The 16,444-nt window shown below is 53.2% G+C and carries 16 protein-coding genes; 15 read left to right on the forward strand and 1 reads right to left on the reverse strand.

All coding sequences use genetic code 11. The features are described from left to right. Nucleotides 1–73: 73 nt before the first annotated feature. From M987_RS16750 to M987_RS16790, 9 genes are all read left to right on the forward strand, one after another. Entirely contained in the window at nucleotides 74–1,663 is a 1,590-nt protein-coding gene (locus M987_RS16750) for a methyl-accepting chemotaxis protein (RefSeq protein WP_041162063.1), read from the forward strand. Nucleotides 1,664–1,725: 62 nt separating this feature from the next. Then, complete coding sequence (gene glsB / locus M987_RS16755) at nucleotides 1,726–2,652, forward strand: glutaminase B (RefSeq protein ID WP_014070292.1); 927 nt, start codon at nucleotides 1,726–1,728, stop codon at nucleotides 2,650–2,652. Further along, nucleotides 2,652–3,014, forward strand: a complete 363-nt coding sequence (locus M987_RS16760; protein ID WP_014070293.1) for a DUF4186 domain-containing protein — start codon at nucleotides 2,652–2,654, stop codon at nucleotides 3,012–3,014. Before glsB ends, M987_RS16760 begins: the two co-directional genes overlap by 1 nt. A 108-nt stretch (nucleotides 3,015–3,122) precedes the next feature. Next, a complete protein-coding gene (locus M987_RS16765) occupies nucleotides 3,123–4,568 on the forward strand; it encodes a GGDEF domain-containing protein (RefSeq protein ID WP_014070294.1) in 1,446 nt (481 codons plus the stop codon). A 189-nt stretch (nucleotides 4,569–4,757) separates the two neighbouring features. Further along, nucleotides 4,758–5,750, forward strand: a complete 993-nt coding sequence (locus M987_RS16770) for a sensor domain-containing diguanylate cyclase (RefSeq protein ID WP_041162064.1) — start codon at nucleotides 4,758–4,760, stop codon at nucleotides 5,748–5,750. A 53-nt stretch (nucleotides 5,751–5,803) separates the two neighbouring features. After that, the gene (locus M987_RS16775; protein ID WP_014070296.1) at nucleotides 5,804–6,769 is read left to right on the forward strand and encodes a GGDEF domain-containing protein; all 966 of its coding nucleotides are present in this window, start codon (nucleotides 5,804–5,806) and stop codon (nucleotides 6,767–6,769) included. Between the two features lie 82 nt (nucleotides 6,770–6,851). Beyond that, nucleotides 6,852–7,379 (forward strand): GNAT family N-acetyltransferase, encoded by a 528-nt coding sequence (locus M987_RS16780; RefSeq protein ID WP_014070297.1) that lies wholly within the window; start codon nucleotides 6,852–6,854, stop codon nucleotides 7,377–7,379. 117 nt (nucleotides 7,380–7,496) lie between these two features. Next, nucleotides 7,497–8,948, forward strand: coding sequence for a tagaturonate reductase (locus M987_RS16785; protein ID WP_014070298.1), 1,452 nt, complete (start codon nucleotides 7,497–7,499; stop codon nucleotides 8,946–8,948). 242 nt (nucleotides 8,949–9,190) lie between these two features. Beyond that, complete coding sequence (locus M987_RS16790; RefSeq protein ID WP_014070299.1) at nucleotides 9,191–10,105, forward strand: bestrophin family protein; 915 nt, start codon at nucleotides 9,191–9,193, stop codon at nucleotides 10,103–10,105. Here the strand turns inward: M987_RS16790 and M987_RS16795 are convergent. Continuing rightward, nucleotides 10,093–10,641 carry a GNAT family N-acetyltransferase gene (locus M987_RS16795; protein ID WP_014070300.1) on the reverse strand — a complete coding sequence of 183 codons (549 nt, stop codon included), beginning with the start codon at nucleotides 10,639–10,641 and terminating at the stop codon, nucleotides 10,093–10,095. The two genes, M987_RS16790 and M987_RS16795, sit on opposite strands and share 13 nt — an antisense overlap. Nucleotides 10,642–10,759: 118 nt before the next feature. Here M987_RS16795 and M987_RS16800 point away from each other — a divergent pair, with 118 nt between their 5' ends. From M987_RS16800 to M987_RS16825, 6 genes are all read left to right on the forward strand, one after another. Next, nucleotides 10,760–11,230 carry a GNAT family N-acetyltransferase gene (locus M987_RS16800; protein WP_014070301.1) on the forward strand — a complete coding sequence of 157 codons (471 nt, stop codon included), beginning with the start codon at nucleotides 10,760–10,762 and terminating at the stop codon, nucleotides 11,228–11,230. A gap of 12 nt (nucleotides 11,231–11,242) precedes the next feature. After that, nucleotides 11,243–11,683 carry a GNAT family N-acetyltransferase gene (locus M987_RS16805; RefSeq protein WP_014070302.1) on the forward strand — a complete coding sequence of 147 codons (441 nt, stop codon included), beginning with the start codon at nucleotides 11,243–11,245 and terminating at the stop codon, nucleotides 11,681–11,683. A 151-nt stretch (nucleotides 11,684–11,834) separates the two neighbouring features. Then, the gene (locus M987_RS16810) at nucleotides 11,835–12,830 is read left to right on the forward strand and encodes an alpha/beta fold hydrolase (protein WP_014070303.1); all 996 of its coding nucleotides are present in this window, start codon (nucleotides 11,835–11,837) and stop codon (nucleotides 12,828–12,830) included. Between the two features lie 44 nt (nucleotides 12,831–12,874). After that, entirely contained in the window at nucleotides 12,875–13,615 is a 741-nt protein-coding gene (locus tag M987_RS16815; protein WP_014070304.1) for a response regulator, read from the forward strand. Continuing rightward, a complete protein-coding gene (locus M987_RS16820; protein ID WP_014070305.1) occupies nucleotides 13,612–14,910 on the forward strand; it encodes an ATP-binding protein in 1,299 nt (432 codons plus the stop codon). The genes M987_RS16815 and M987_RS16820 overlap by 4 nt, the downstream gene beginning before the upstream one ends. Nucleotides 14,911–15,047: 137 nt before the next feature. Next, complete coding sequence (locus tag M987_RS16825; RefSeq protein WP_014070306.1) at nucleotides 15,048–16,238, forward strand: cytochrome c biogenesis protein/redoxin; 1,191 nt, start codon at nucleotides 15,048–15,050, stop codon at nucleotides 16,236–16,238. Nucleotides 16,239–16,444: the final 206 nt, after the last annotated feature.

The raw sequence follows: 16,444 nt of genomic DNA on the forward strand, positions 1-16,444 counted from the left end.
TTTACTGCAATGGTTCTGTCATTTTCGTTTCGTAGACTCCTTCGCGTCTAAGGTATTGTTACAGAAGAAAATTATGAACCTAACGCAAATTTCTCGCCGTATTGCGCAGCGCATCATTCCACGTCAGTTTGGATTGCTGGCCGGCATCTTTTGTATTATTGGGCTTTTCTCCGCACTGCAACTTTCCTCTTCATTCTTGCTTACCGCCTCTCTTCGCGAAGCACAACGCAACGAACAGCATAATCAGCTGGCCTACCAGCAACAGGGAAAGCTGGATCAGGCGCGCGTGTCATTGCTGGCCGCCAGCGATTTACTGAACCGCTCGGGTGTGTACTTTATGCAGGATAAAGAGACGGGCTCTGACGGCAGCTGGCACAGCCTGATGGATGAAGCGCAAAAGGCGCTCGATGCATCGCAGCAGGCGTGGAAAGCATGGCTGGCGATGAGCCCGCCGAAAGATGAAGCGCTGGTGAACAGCTACCAGCTTTTCTATGGCGCCATCAAAGAGCAGGCCGAAGGGCTTATCAAAACCAATTCCATCGATGCCTTTTTCGCGGTACCCGCACAGGCTTTTCAGACCGATTTCAACGATAACTATGCCCGCTTCCAGCAGATAAGCGAAAAGCAGGCCACAGAGGGGCGACAATCCTTAATGGAGCGCCTGTCCGGGTTACAAACGTTGTTCCTGTTTGCCCCGCTGGTGCTGCTGGCGATTGTGATTGTGGTCTGGTTTGGTATGGCCAAGTGGGTCATTACCCCGCTGCGTCGTCTGATTGGCCATATTAATCAGCTTGCGGCGGGGGATTTGTCTGCCAGTTCGCCGGATGTGACACACTTTAACCGTGAAATAGGGCAACTGAGCGACAGCATTTTCACCATGCAGCAGGGATTACAGCAACTGGTTACCCAGGTGAGTGAGGCAACCACCTCAATGGTTGAGAATATTGGTTCGCTTGCGCAGGGTAATCAGAAGCTGTATCAGCAGTCGGCGCGCCAGGCAAAAGAGCTGGAAGAGGTGACGGCGCATATTGCCTCGCTAGAAACTCATGTCGAGGGCAATACCGGTTATGCAAAGCTTGCCAGTTCACGGGCTGATGAAGCGCGGGAAGCGGCAGCCGGTGGCGATCAGATGATGTCCACGGTTAATGCCTCAATGCAGGCGATCGTTGAGCGATCGTCAGAAATGCGCGGGATCGTCTCTATGATCGACAACGTGGCGTTTCAGACCAACATTCTGGCGCTGAATGCGGCCATTGAGGCGGCTCATGCAGGTAATCAGGGGCGGGGCTTTGCGGTGGTTGCCAGAGAAGTAGGATTACTGGCGCGTAAAAGCAGCCATTCGACCCAAACGATTCAGGAGCTGATTAATCACTCCTTGCAGGGGATAGAAGACGGATCGAAAGCGGTGACCCGTCTTGAGGATAATCTGCAACAGGTGACCGGACTGGTGGGGAATTTAAGCAGTTTACTGAATGATATCTCGGTGGCCACCATGAGCCAGGGGGAGAGTATTCATCTGATGACCCGTCAGCTTCAGGCGCTAAACCAGGTATCACGTCAGACGGATGTGCTGGTGTCTGGCGCGTCACAGGCTTCCGATCGTTTGCATCAGGAGTCCGACATTTTACTCCAGGCGGTATCGCGTTTTCGACTTCCCGCCTGACGTGATAGATAAGCCTCTGTTATACTCGCAGCCCGTTTTAGCCTGAGGGCAAGGAGCAAAGTGTGGCTGCGGTCATCCATAATGAGATGCTGGAAGAGATTCTGGCGCAGGTTCGTCCATTACTGGGACAGGGGAAGGTTGCCGACTATATTCCGGCGCTGGCATCGGTCAGCGGCAATAAACTCGGCATCGCCATTTGTACGGTGGATGGACAGCGCTATCAGGCAGGAGACGCCACAGAACGCTTTTCTATTCAGTCGATTTCGAAAGTGCTGAGTCTGGTGGCGGCAATGCGCCAGTACGACGAAGATGAGATCTGGCAGCGCGTGGGTAAGGATCCGTCCGGACAGTCCTTTAACTCACTGCTTCAGCTGGAAATTGAACACGGCAAACCGCGTAACCCCTTTATTAATGCCGGGGCGCTGGTGGTGTGCGATATGCTGCAAAGCCGCCTGAGTGCGCCGCGTCAGCGAATGCTCGAAATTGTCCGTTTGCTCTGCGGTGTGCCGGATATTACCTACGATCCCGTTGTGGCCCGCTCTGAGTTTGAGCACTCTGCCCGCAACGCCGCCATTGCCTGGCTGATGAAATCCTTCGGCAATTTTCATAATGATGTTGCAATGGTTCTGCAAAATTACTTTCATTATTGTGCGTTGAAAATGAGCTGTGTCGAACTGGCCCAGACGTTTTTGTTCCTGGCGCATCAGGGTTACGCATCGCACCTGACTCAGGAAGTGGTTTCGCCAATGCAGGCGCGTCAGATTAATGCCTTGATGGCGACCAGTGGTATGTATCAGAACGCGGGGGAATTCGCCTGGCGCGTTGGCCTGCCGGCAAAATCCGGCGTGGGCGGTGGCGTAGTGGCGATTGTGCCGCATGAGATGGCGATTGCCGTCTGGAGCCCGGAACTGGATGAAACGGGTAACTCGCTGGCGGGAGTGGCGGTACTGGAGCAACTCACGCAGCGACTGGGGCGTTCCGTGTACTGATGTCGACACTTAATCCGTTATTTACCCGACTGGCGCGTTCCACATTTCGTTCGCGCTTTCGCCTGGGACCTAAAGAGCGGCAATACTGTTGGGATAAAGGTGCTGACACCATTGACCAGCACGCCGCGGACTTCGTCGCTAAAAGACTGGCGCCTGCTTATCCGGCGAATGACGGAAAACAAACGCCCATGCGCGGCCATCCGGTATTTATCGCACAACATGCTACTGCAACCTGTTGTCGGGGGTGCCTGGAAAAATGGCACCATATCCCGCAGGGCGAAGTGCTTGATGCACAGCAACAACAATATATTGTTGGCGTAATACATCACTGGCTGGTATTGCAGATGAACCCCCAAAATTGACGAGTTATTATCCGGTTCTATATGTGCTATAGATGGATGTTAGGTTATTCCCATTCATGCTGATGACCACAAATAATTGCGACAAGCAATTATATGGATTGATATTTAATGTCTTCTGCAATCGCGTCGTTCAAGCTTTTTCTTCCAGATAGCCCTCTGCGAAATGCGGTGGGGATATTCGTGCTCACCACGTTGTTTTATTTTGTGGGGGCTGAGTTGCGCCTGGTGGAAGCGTTATCTCTCTTCTGGCCGCTGAATGGCGTAATGGCGGGGGTATTTGCCCGTTACACGTATCTTAATCGTCTGCATTATTACGCGGTGTCGTATGTCGCCATGCTGATGTACGACGCGGTCACCACCAGTTGGGGGATCGCGTCGGTAGTGATCAACCTGTCGAATATGGTCTTTATTGTGATCGTGGCCTTGCTGGTCATGCGTGACAAGCGGCTGCTGAAGGGCAGACCAGACCCGATTAATGCGCTGCGATTGTTTAATTACTGCCTGATCGCGGCCGTGTTCTGCGCATTGCTGGGGGCGTTTGGTTCGGTCGGGATTGACAGTAAAACCTTCTGGCCACTGTTTGCGGACTGGTTTAGCGAGCAGTTCTCAACCGGGGTGTTGATTGTGCCTTGTATGCTGACGGTGAAAATGCCGCAGCGGTTTATTCCGTCCTTGCCTGCACCGGAAAAATGCTTACCGGTTCTGGCGTTGATTATTTCGGTTGTGGCATCGGTTGTCATTGGTGGCGCCGGTAGCCTGGCTTTTCCGCTGCCTGCGCTTATCTGGTGTGCCGTGCGCTATTCGCTGCCCGCGACCTGTCTGCTGACCTTCCTGACGGGCGCCGTCGAAGTGATCCTGGTGGCGAACTCAATTATCAATATTGCCGTTGCAACGCCGCTTTCCACGCCACTGATGTTTTCTGCTCGTCTTGGTATTGCGACGATGGCTATCTGCCCGGTGATGGTTTCCGTCAGTGTGGCTGCTATTAACTCGCTGATTAAACAAGTTTCGCTACGTGCCGATTTCGATTTTCTGACCCATGTCTATTCCCGTTCGGGCCTGTATGAAGCGCTTAAGCGTGAAGAGGCTCATCGCCATCCTCGTTACCTGACGGTGATGCTGCTGGATATCGATTACTTCAAGAGTATTAACGATAACTACGGTCATGAGTGCGGGGACCGGGTACTGGCGACCTTTGCCCAGAAAGTGCAAAAGGTGGTGGGTGAAGAAGGGATGGTGGCACGCATGGGCGGCGAAGAGTTCGCGGTTGTGGTGAATTCCGGCGACGCCCGTAAAGGCATTGAACTGGCCGAACGTATTAGAGTTTCGATAGCGAACCATCCGTTTATCTGGCGGCAACAAACGCTGTTTATTACCGTGAGCATCGGTCTGGGGAGCGGTAAGTCGGAATCCTGGCAGCTGACAGAGGTCTTTACCCGGCTGATGGCCGAGGCGGACGATTATCTGTATCGTTCGAAAAAAGCAGGGCGAAATCGTACCAGTGCACGTTTGTCAGACGATTTGATCGTGGCGGAACCTGAGAGTGGAACATAACCGGTGTAAGCGTAACCACATTAGGTAGAATGCGACATTGATGTTAACGATTCGCTGATAAATTGCTTGCTACGCATTTTTAAGCTCAATAAGATACCGCAAGAAATATATCGGAAAAATCGTGGCATGAACGGAACTGACAAACTCAGTAACAATCCTCGCTTACCAGGAAGTCGGTTTGTCAAACGTATGTACCTGATGCGTATTCTCGGGACATTGCTCTGTTTTATTCCGATCCTCTGCGTCTTGATCGAACATCAACGTTCAGTCTGGCTAATGATTCTGCTGGGGGCTAATGCCTTTATCTGGCCGACGCTTGCCTGGTTTCGTTCACGAAAATCACTGATGCCTCTGGAGACGGAACATCAAAATCTGGTGTTTGATGCCGGCGCGGGGGGCTTCTGGATTGCCATGATGGCGGTCAACCCGCTGCCCTCGGTGGTGATTGCCACCATTTTGCTTGCCGACCGGCTTTCTGCGGGCGGTTTTACGCTGATGAAAAGAGCCGCCGCTGCGATGCTGGGCGTGTTTCTTGTGAGCTGGCTGACCCAGGGAATGGCGGTCGATATGTTTGTCTCCCAGCGAACTATGTTCGCGACCTTGCCCCTGATTGCCATTTACCTTATCGCCCTGAGCGTGCTCACCGACAGTATCGCGCTGCGTCTACGGATTAAAAGCCGCGAGCTTGAGCGCATCGCGATGATGGATCCGCTGCTGGATATCGCTAACCGACGTTTGCTCGAAAAACGTATTGATAATGAGCTGAAGAAGCTTCAGCAGGCGTGCCGTGAATCGGCACTGATGTTTATCGACATCGACAATTTTAAGGAAGTGAACGACCGGTTTGGCCACAAGGTGGGAGATGCCATGCTGGCGACCGTTTCACAAATATTGCATCTGGCGACACGACCCGCCGACACCCCGGCGCGACTGGGGGGCGACGAGTTTGTTATCCTGCTGCCGGATACCACCATCGATGAGGCCCATATTGTGGCAACACGCATTATGGAAGCCGCCGCGATAATGAAAGATGTGGCGCAAGAGGCCGTGCATTGCACGCTCAGTATTGGTATAGCGTGCGCCACGCGCGACATGAGAAGCGTTACCGACTGGCTACAGGCCGCAGATAGCGCGCTTTATCAGGCCAAGCGTGAAGGCAAGAACAGAATATTCGCACACTGAAAATGTCTCTGTTTAGGCTACGCTTTTAAGAGAACTAAGCGTCAGGAGACAGTATGAAAGCACCTGAATTCCCTGCAAATGAAACGGAACGTCTGAACTCTCTGCGAGAGTCAGGGCTTCTTGATATTGATGGCTCAGAAGCCTTTGACCGGTTAACCCGGCTGGCAAAGCGTTTCTTCCAGGTCCCGCTGGTGATGGTCAACGTGGTGGCCGAACACGAGCTGGTGGCCAGATCTATCGATGGCACTGCCAACTGCACCTATCCCCGCAATATCTCATTTTGCGGTCACACCATTCTGCACTCTGCAGCGCTGGTGGTGGCTGATACCCATCAGGATGAGCGCTTTGCCGACAATCCTCTGGTAGTCGGGCAGCCGGGTATCCGGTTTTATGCCGGGATGCCACTGCGTCTTCGCGATGGCGCCAGTGTGGGATCGCTATGTCTTATCGATTACACGCCGCGCGAATTTTCAGATACCGATCTTTCCGTATTGAGCGATCTCAGTGCGCTGGTGGAGGATGAATTTGCGGCCATCAGTGCGGCAACAACCGATGAACTGACCGGGTTATATAACCGGCGCGGGTTTAATCAGTTCGCAAATTTTGCGCTTTCTGTTGCCCGCCGCCGTGCAGAGCCGGTGACGCTGGGATGGATAGATCTGGATCAGTTCAAACAGATTAACGCTCGGTTTGGGCATGAAGAGGGTGATAAAGCGTTGACCGCGATGGCTGAACTTTTACGGGCGTCGTTCCGCGAAGCTGATCTGCTGGTGCGTTTTGGCGGCGATGAGTTCGCCGTGCTGTTTGCCGATACGGATGAGCAGGGGGCGTGGATTGCCATGCAGTATCTTACTGAGCAGGTTGACCTGTATAACGACCGCAAGTTGCATCCGTGGCAGCTGAAGTTCTCATGGGGCGTTAGCGAATTTGATCATAACCGCAACGATCAGCAGCAGTGGCTGAAAGATGCCGACGACAAGATGTTCACCATGAAGCGTCAGCGGGGGCAATCCCGCTAACATAACAAAAGCCTATGCTTGCGCGCATTGCGTTAAATTATTGTTAAATGCAAAGTGAGGGGACTCAACACAAGGATATACAATGACAACCTCACTGACTCTCCACACTCTCTCCCGGGATGACGTGCTCACGCATATTGATGAGCTGGCCGACATTCTCGAAAACTGCGTTAACGGCGGTGCCTCCGTCAGCTTTATGCTGCCATTTACCCACGAAAAAGCGTGCGCATTCTGGCTTGGCGTCGCGGAAAGCGTTGGCCGCCGGGAGCGCACCGTGCTGGCCTGTGCCGATGAACTGGGTGAACTGATCGGTACGGTACAGCTGATAACCGATCAACCTGAAAACCAGCCTCACCGTGCGGATGTCGCAAAACTACTGGTGCATGAGAAAGCGCGGCGTAAGGGCGCAGCGATGGCCCTGATGGAGGCCCTGGAAGCCGAAGCCAGAAAGCATGGCGTATCGGTACTGGTTTTGGATACCTCTACAGGTAGCGGCGCAGAGACGTTTTACCAGCGTGCAGGCTGGCAAAAAGTGGGTGAAATCCCACGCTATGCTTTAATGCCTGACGGCGCGATGACGGCGACTTCGGTGTTCTATAAATTCTTGTGATTATTTTTCACAATTGCTTCATGAATTGATCAAAACAGGGGTCATGGTCGAAAAGTTTTGATAAGTTATTACACCAATCTTATCGGGCTGTATGACTAATCAAAAAAGGACCCCATTGTGAACACACTCAACCGTCGTGATTTCCCCGGTGCTCTCTACCCAGAACGTATCATTCAGTTTGGTGAAGGCAACTTCCTGCGCGCCTTCGTGGACTGGCAAATCGACCTGCTTAACGAACATACCGATCTTAACTCTGGTGTGGTCATTGTCCGCCCAATCAAGAGCGATTTCCCGCCGTCACTGAGCACTCAGGATGGCCTGTACACCACCATTATTCGTGGCCTGAACGAGCAGGGCGAAGCCGTTAGCGATGCGCGTCTTATCCGCTCTGTTAACCGCGAAATCAGCGTTTATGACCAGTACGATGAGTTTCTGAAGCTGGCGCACAACCCGGACATGCGTTTCGTGTTCTCGAACACCACGGAAGCGGGCATCAGCTACCATGCGGACGACAAGTTCGACGATGCTCCGGCCGTGAGCTATCCGGCGAAGCTGACGCGTTTGCTGTTCGAACGATTCAGCCACTTTAACGGTGCGGCGGATAAAGGCTGGATCATCATTCCGTGTGAGTTGATTGATTACAACGGTGACGCATTGCGTGAACTGGTACTGCGCTATGCGCAAGAGTGGGCATTACCGGCGGCATTTACCCAATGGCTGAATGATGCAAACAGCTTCTGCTCCACGCTGGTTGACCGTATCGTGACCGGTTATCCGCGTGATGAAGTGGCCGCACTGGAAGCGCAACTGGGTTATCACGATGGTTTCCTTGATACCGCTGAGCACTTCTATCTGTTTGTTATTCAGGGCCCGAAATCACTTGCCAGCGAACTGCGTCTGGACAAACTGCCGCTTAACGTACTGATTGTTGACGACATCAAACCGTACAAAGAGCGTAAGGTCGCTATCCTGAACGGTGCTCACACGGCGCTGGTTCCGGTTGCATTCCAGGCCGGTCTGGATACGGTGGGTGAAGCAATGAACGACGCTGAAGTGTGTGCGTTTGTTGAAAAAGCCATTTACGAAGAGATTATTCCGGTGCTGGATCTGCCACGTGATGAGCTGGAATCTTTCGCCAGCGCGGTAACCGGTCGTTTCCGTAACCCATACATTAAGCACCAGTTGCTGTCTATCGCGCTGAACGGCATGACGAAATTCCGTACCCGTATTCTTCCCCAGCTGCTGGCAGGGCAGAAAGTCAGCGGTAAATTGCCTGCGCGTCTGACGTTTGCTCTGGCGGCACTGATTGCGTTTTACCGCGCTGAACGTCAGGGCGAAAGCTACCCGGTTCAGGACGATGCTCACTGGCTGGAACGCTATCAACAACTGTGGACTCAGCATCACGACAAACAGATCAGCACCAGTGAACTGGTGAAATCTGTACTCAGCGTCAGCGAACACTGGGAGCAAGATCTCACTCAGGTTAGCGGATTGGTAGAACAAGTTACGCTGGATCTGGATGCCATTCTGCATCAAGGGATGCGTGACGCGGTCAAACCGCTCTGCTAAGGCCTGAAATGCGCTTATTCTGAGCGGACAGACACGAGGGGAACAGCACGTTTGGGCCTTCCCCTTTATTTGAATAAATTATTAGTTACAACATACTATTTACTGCCTTTTTAAAAAACAAACTTCAGCACCGTGCGGCCTGGGCTAACCAGTACAGGAAAAGCAATGTTCTATTAACATGCTTGCAACCGTGAAGGGGATCACGTTTAATAGCCGCGCTCTTTACCTTTCTGAAGCTGACTATGATTGTTCGTCCTCAACAGCACTGGCTGCGTCTTATTTTTGTCTGGCATGGCTCTGTACTGCCTAAAATCTACACCCGGTTGTTTCTTAACTTCCTGCTTTCCATCGCCGTGATCCTGATGCTGCCGTGGTATACCTCGCTTGGCATCAAATTCACCGTTGCGCCATTCAGTATCCTGGGTGTGGCCATCGCCATATTTCTGGGTTTCAAAAATAATGCCTGTTATTCACGCTATGTAGAGGCTCGCCTGCTTTGGGGGCAACTGATGATAGCGGCACGCTCGCTGTTTCGCGAGGTAAAAAACACCTTGCCGGACGATCCGCATCTGGGGGAATTTGTCCGCCTGCAAATTGCCTTTGCGCATTGTTTAAGGATGACCCTGCGACGTCAACCGCAGGCAGAGCAGCTCGCAGGTTATATGTCCGCTGACAATCTGCGTCGGGTGATGGATTCCAGTTCTCCGGCGAACCGCATTCTGCTGTTGATGGGGGAATGGCTTGCCGTAAGGCGCCGGGAAGGGCAGCTTTCCGACATTCTGTTCCACAGCCTGAATAACCGTCTCAACGACATGTCGGTTGTGCTTTCCGGCTGCGAGCGTATCGCCACCACGCCCGTGCCGTTTGCCTATACGCTTATCTTGCACCGCACGGTGTACCTGTTCTGCATTATGCTGCCGTTCGCGCTGGTTGTGGACCTGCACTATATGACTCCGTTCGTCTCCGCGCTGATTTCATACACTTTTATCTCGCTGGATACGCTGGCAGAAGAGCTGGAAGATCCGTTTGGCACCGAAGACAACGATTTGCCGTTAGACGCCATCTGTAACGCGATGGAACGTGATCTGTTACAGATGAACGATGAAGAGGCGATACCAGAAAGACTGCTGCCGGATAAGCACTATCAGCTGACGTAACGAGCATTCCACTCGTCCCGGGTGATCTCCCACAGCTCAGAGTCCAGCAGGCCGCTGACGTACTCTTTCTTTTCTGTTCTGATAAGTCTCATGCCGCTACTGGCAGAAATTCGCTGAGAGCGGCTGTTTTCCGCCGCTTTCGGCGCCCGCAGCACTGGCTTATTCAGGGTGTTAAACCAGAAATCCGTAGCGGCAATGCTGGCTTCACGCATATAACCCTGACCTTGCCATTCTGGAGCCAGCCAAAAGCCACGGTTGTTATCTTCGACGTCATACAGGCAGATAAGCCCCATCAGCTCGTCAGGGGCTTCCTGGCGGCGAAGCGTCCAGAACCAGGCCACGCCTTTCTCCACATCCGGCAAGGCAACATTGTTCACGTAATTTTCCGCACCGTTATCCGGGTAAGGCCAGGGGACCGTGGCCACCATATAACGCACAATTTCCCAGCGCGGATAGAGCCGCTGGATTTGCGGCGCATCCTCCGCCGTCAGCGGTTTCAGCAACAAACGTTCCGTCTTTAATGTGGGTGTCGTCATCCGTTGATCTCCTTTTTTAAGCGTTATGCTTTTGTTTGCCTTCTGGTATTTTCATCTTTACCACATTCCATCATGGCGTGCTGTGTTTCATTCACTACTACTCTTTGCAGGGGGCGCAATGACGTTAAGACAGGCAGAGCCGAAAGAGGCTGAAATACTCTGGAACATTCGCAATCAGGCGATCCGTTTTGGCTGTAAATCAAGTTACGATGCGGACGTGATCGCACGCTGGACGCCGGAAGTGATGCCAGAACAGTACCGACACATGGTGGTGGCTAACCCGTTTTATGTGGTTGAGGATGACAACGGGCAAATTGTGGCCACGGGATATCTGGACCTGGAAACCCAGAGCGTCGAGGCGATATTCACCTTGCCTTCGGCATCAGGAAAAGGGCTGGCAACACAGATTATCCATGCCCTAATCTCAGAGGCCAGAACGCGCGGGATGGCACGTATAAGCCTCTCGTCAACGCCAAACGCGCACACCTTTTACCAAAAGCATGGCTTCGTCACGCTCAGGGAAAGTCGTCATCTTTCCCGCATGGCGGAAGCGGAATTACGCTGTTTTGAAATGGTTTTAGATCTGTAATGTGAGGAAAACATGGCAGTAACAGTAAGAGCTTTACGTGCAGAAGATTATCCGCAGTGGCGTCCGCTCTGGGACGGTTACACGCATTTTTATGACTGTGTACTGGATGAGTCGGTCACCGCATCCACCTGGGAACGGGCACTGAACCCGCACTCATCGATGTTTTGCCGGGTGGCTGAAAGCGAAGGGCGCGTGATTGGGTTTGCAATGTGTGTCCTGCACGAAGGCACATGGTCGACGGCACCCATTTGCTATCTCGAAGATCTGTTTGTGGATGCCGCGCTGCGTGGCGCCGGAACCGGCCAGGCGCTGATCGATGCGCTGATGGAAGAGGGTAAGCGCGAAGGATGGTCAAAACTCTACTGGGTAACACGCCAGAACAACCCAGCGCGGAAACTGTATGACCGTTTCGGCGAAGCCGATGACTATGTTCGCTACCGTATTTCACTGTAACGCACCATAGAATTAGCCTGTGTTTGTATCACACTGTATCTGATGTTGAGATACATACACAGGCTTGCAAAAAAGCCGCTTCTACACACATCCGCTATACATAAATTTGTTGTGATATCCCCGTCAAACTTACTTAAACGGAGATACCAACATGTTTACTCAATTCACTTCCTCAGCATTAGCATTGACCGTTTCACTTGGCACCGTGATGTCCTGCCAGGCCGAAGTCACCGGCAAAGATTACACCGCCGCGTTTAACCAGGTTCATCAGATTAACGCAGGCGATCTGAACGTGGGTTATGTGGATATCGGCCCGAAAGATGGCCAGCCCGTTATCCTGTTGCACGGCTGGCCGTACGACATTCACAGTTATGCCGATGTTGCGCCGGCGCTGGCGGCGAAAGGCTATCGCGTTATTGTGCCTTCTCTGCGTGGTTATGGCACAACACGTTTTCTGTCAGACAAAACGCCGCGTAACGGCCAGCCTTCCGCCCTGGCAAAAGACATTGTGAATCTGATGGACGCGCTGAATATCAAACAGGCTGTTTTCGCTGGTTACGACTGGGGTGCTCGCACCGCAGATATCGTGGCCGCACTGTGGCCAGAACGCGTGAAATCGCTGGTTTCCGTCAGTGGCTATCTGATTGGCAGCCAGGCAGTCGGTAAACAGCCGCTGCCACCGAAAGCCGAACTGCAATGGTGGTATCAGTTTTACTTTGCAACCGAGCGCGGTGCGCAGGGTTATGCCAAAAACACCCACGACTTCGCCCGTTTAATCTGGTCTCAGGCATCACCTGACTGGAAATTTAGCGATGCCACATTTAATGCCAGCGCCAAATCACTGGACAACCCGGACCATGTCGCCGTCACCCTCAGTAACTACCGCTGGCGCTTGGACCTGGAAAAAGGCGAACACAAATACGACAGCTACGAACAAAAACTGGCGACATTACCGACCATCAGCGTACCGACCATCACCATTGAAGGCGGTAACAACGGCGCGCCACACCCGGCACCTGAAGCGTACGCCAGTAAATTTACCGGCAAATATGAACACCGCACCTTTGGGGCAACCGTTGGTCACAATCCTCCGCAGGAAGATCCGCAAGATTTCGTGAAAGCGGTCGTCGACGCGGACAAGCTCTGAAATGTGCTATTTTCAATACGTTACCCTTCATTCAGGAGCGTTCGGTGGAGCATATTGATCATATCCTTGTCGTCGATGACGACAGGGATATTCGTGAGTTAATCGTCGATTATCTTGTGAAGTCTGGTTATCACGCGTCTGGTGCCGCCAACGGCAAAGAGATGCGTGTGATTCTGGATAAACAGCATGTCGATTTGTTGGTACTGGATGTGATGATGCCCGGCGATGACGGGCTCACGCTTTGCCGCCAGTTGCGCAGCAGTAAGCATAAAGATCTGCCGATTTTGATGCTGACCGCGCGTAACGAAGATACCGACCGCATCCTCGGGCTGGAAATGGGGGCGGACGACTATGTGGTGAAGCCCTTCGTTGCCCGAGAGTTGCTGGCGCGGATCAAAGCCATTTTGCGCCGTTTCCGCACCATGCCGCCCAATCTACAGGTGACGGAAGCCGGGCGGTTAGTGATGTTTGGTGAATGGCAACTGGATACCGTTGCCCGCCATCTGATTGATAACGAAGGCATGATTGTGGCGTTAAGCGGGGCGGAATACCGGTTATTACGCGTGTTCCTTGACCACCCCCAGCGCGTGCTGACGCGGGATCAACTGCTGAATCTGACCCAGGGGCGCGATGCCGAACTGTTTGAACGTTCAATCGATCTTCTGGTCAGCCGTGTGCGCCAGCGTCTTAACGAAGACGCCCGGACACCGGCCTACATCAAAACCGTGCGCAGCGAAGGTTACGTGTTTACGATGCCAGTCACCATCAAAGAGGCCAATGAATGAGGCTCTGGCCGCGCTCGTTACTTGCGCGTCTGCTGATCATTGTCCTGGCGGGGCTTTTGCTGGCCAACTCGCTCAGCCTGACGCTGGTTATGTATGAGCGAATGCGCAGTGCCCGCACCGTGATGCTCGGCAACCTGGAATACGATGTGGCGACCAGCGTGGCAATCCTCGACCGGCTACCGGCGAACGAACGCGCGGCCTGGCTACCCCGGCTCGAACGCGGCAATTATCGTTATATCCTGGGTGAGGGAGAGGCAGGTGCAGCCCCGCAGGATAAACGCTCTCAGGATGCGATCCGTACATTAACCGATACACTTGCTGCCCAATACCCGCTGCGCTTCACTGCCGTCCCCGGGCCGGTTTCGCATATTCAGGCTCATCTGCAACTGCACGACGGCGCACCGCTGACCATTGACCTGATCCCACGAATGCCACCGGTTGCCAGCTGGCTGCCGGTGGTACTGGTTCTGCAACTGCTGCTTGTTGCGTTGTGCTCCTGGATTGCGGTACGCCAGGTGGTGCGGCCATTTTCGCTGTTCACCCGTGCGGTTGATACGCTTGATCCTTCGGCCAACACCCCGATGACGGAGCAGGGGCCCGTTGAAGTTCACCGGGCAGCGCACGCCTTTAATGCCATGCAATCCCGTATTCAGGTTTATCTGCGCGAGCGCACGCAAATTCTGGCCTCGATTTCACACGACCTCCAGACGCCAATCACCCGAATGAAGCTGCGCGTTGAAATGGCGGACCAACCTGAACTGCGTGATAAATTATTAAATGATTTAGATAATATGTCGCGCCTGGTACGGGAAGGTATTGCCTATGCCCGGTCATCAGAACCGCTGGAAGAAACCTCGTTAAAACTGGAGTTGAACGCCTGGATTAACAGCATCGTGTGCGACTACCAGGATATCGGTAAAAACGTGCAGTTTCAGGCAACAGACACCCGCCTGCCGCTGACGACACGCCCGCAGGCCTTGCGTCGTGTGCTGACTAACTTGCTGGATAATGCGCTAAAGTTTGGCAATCGTGCCGCTATTACTCTTAATGACCGTGGATCTGAACATATTGTCATTCATATCAGTGATAACGGGCCCGGCATTCCTGAGGCCGAGCTGGAAGCCGTATTGCAGCCCTTTTACCGGGTCGAAACATCGCGCAATCGCGATACCGGCGGCACCGGATTAGGGCTGGCCATTGCCGCACAGCTCACCGTCCAGCTTAATGGCACGCTGCAACTGAACAACCGCACGGAAGGCGGGCTGGACGTGGTTATCACCTTACCCCGCAGTTAATTGTACGGCTTTGTATCAAACAGGGAGCGGGATACAGAGCCTCACAAAACGCGTTGTTTTGCACATCGTCCGAACACATCAACACGCTGAAATGTCCTCACTGCAACGTCGCAGATAATTTGTCCTGTGAGGTCATTATGTTTCTGATTATCGCTTTTCTGGGCGGGATGATAAGCCTGCTCAGCCCATGTACGCTTCCCGTGATCCCGCTGCTGTTTGCCGGGCTTCAGGGGCAATGCCGTCATCTTTTTGCGCTATTTGCCGGTATGATCGTGATGTTCACTCTGGTTGCCATGCTGGTGACGGCGGCAAGCGAGTGGATTGTGAACGCCACCCTGGTTGGGCGCTGGGTCGCGCTGCTGGTTCTGGCGATTGCGGCTTTGGCGTTAATCTTCCCGCAGTTCGCCCAACGTATTGCCGGGCCCGCGGTCAGCGCAGGGAATGCCCTGAATAACCGCAGCACACAGACGCGCGGGATGTTATCTGCATTTCTGGCCGGGCTTGCGGTTGGCCTGCTTTGGTCGCCCTGCGCCGGGCCGATACTGGGGGCGATTTTCAGCATTAATATCGCCGGACATTCGTCCATTACGACCGGCGCGCTGTTGATTGCGTACGGCGGTGGGTGCGCTCTGATGCTGGCTCTGCTGGCAGCCGGAGGTCGTACGCTGATGGCGCCGCTGAGAGCAAAATCGGCGCTGATGGCACGGTTACGCCAGGGGGCGGGCGTTGTGATGCTGGCGGCCGTTGTGTTCAATGCCACGGGTCTTACCTCAACATTAAAAGGGGCAAATGGCCTTGCCGACAGCCTGGAAAATTCGCTGCTGAGCCTGGCTAAACCGGCAACCGCGCAGCCGAAATTACAGCCTGTAGTGCAGGAGACACCGCGTAGCGACCTGCCTTCGTTGAGTGGCGGAACTGGATGGATAAATGGCGACCCGGTCACCCCTGAATCTTTAAAAGGGAAGGTGGTGCTGATCGATTTCTGGACGTGGGATTGCATCAACTGCCAGCATACGCTGCCATATGTCCGTGACTGGGCGAACAAATACCAGTCTCAGGGCCTGGTGGTTATTGGGGTGCACACGCCGGAATATCCCTGGGAGAAACCGCTCTCTTCGGTGAAAGATGCGGTGAATAAATGGCAGCTTCCGTACCGCGTTGTGGCGGACAACAACTACCAGATCTGGAACGCATTTGGGAACCAGTACTGGCCGGCACATTACTATTTCGATGCCAAAGGCCAGCTGCGTTATACCTCATTTGGCGAAGGGAATTATGACAAGCAAGAACAGGTGATTCAGCAACTGCTGAAAGAGGCCAGAACATAAAGTGATGGCGTGTCGCCTTAATATCTTTTTTTAAAGCGACACGCCTTAACAATATGTGCTTTTTAAATATTGGTTTTATTTTATTCATTCTTGGCGATTCGTGCGCTAATGATTTAATCGTTTTACATAGATTTACAACGATGGTAACTATATTGCCCTGCAACTGCTTTTGGCGTTGCAACAAATATAATAAGTGGCATATGACA

This window comes from Enterobacter soli ATCC BAA-2102 (genome assembly GCF_001654845.1).
Classification (GTDB): Bacteria; Pseudomonadota; Gammaproteobacteria; order Enterobacterales; family Enterobacteriaceae; genus Enterobacter; species Enterobacter soli.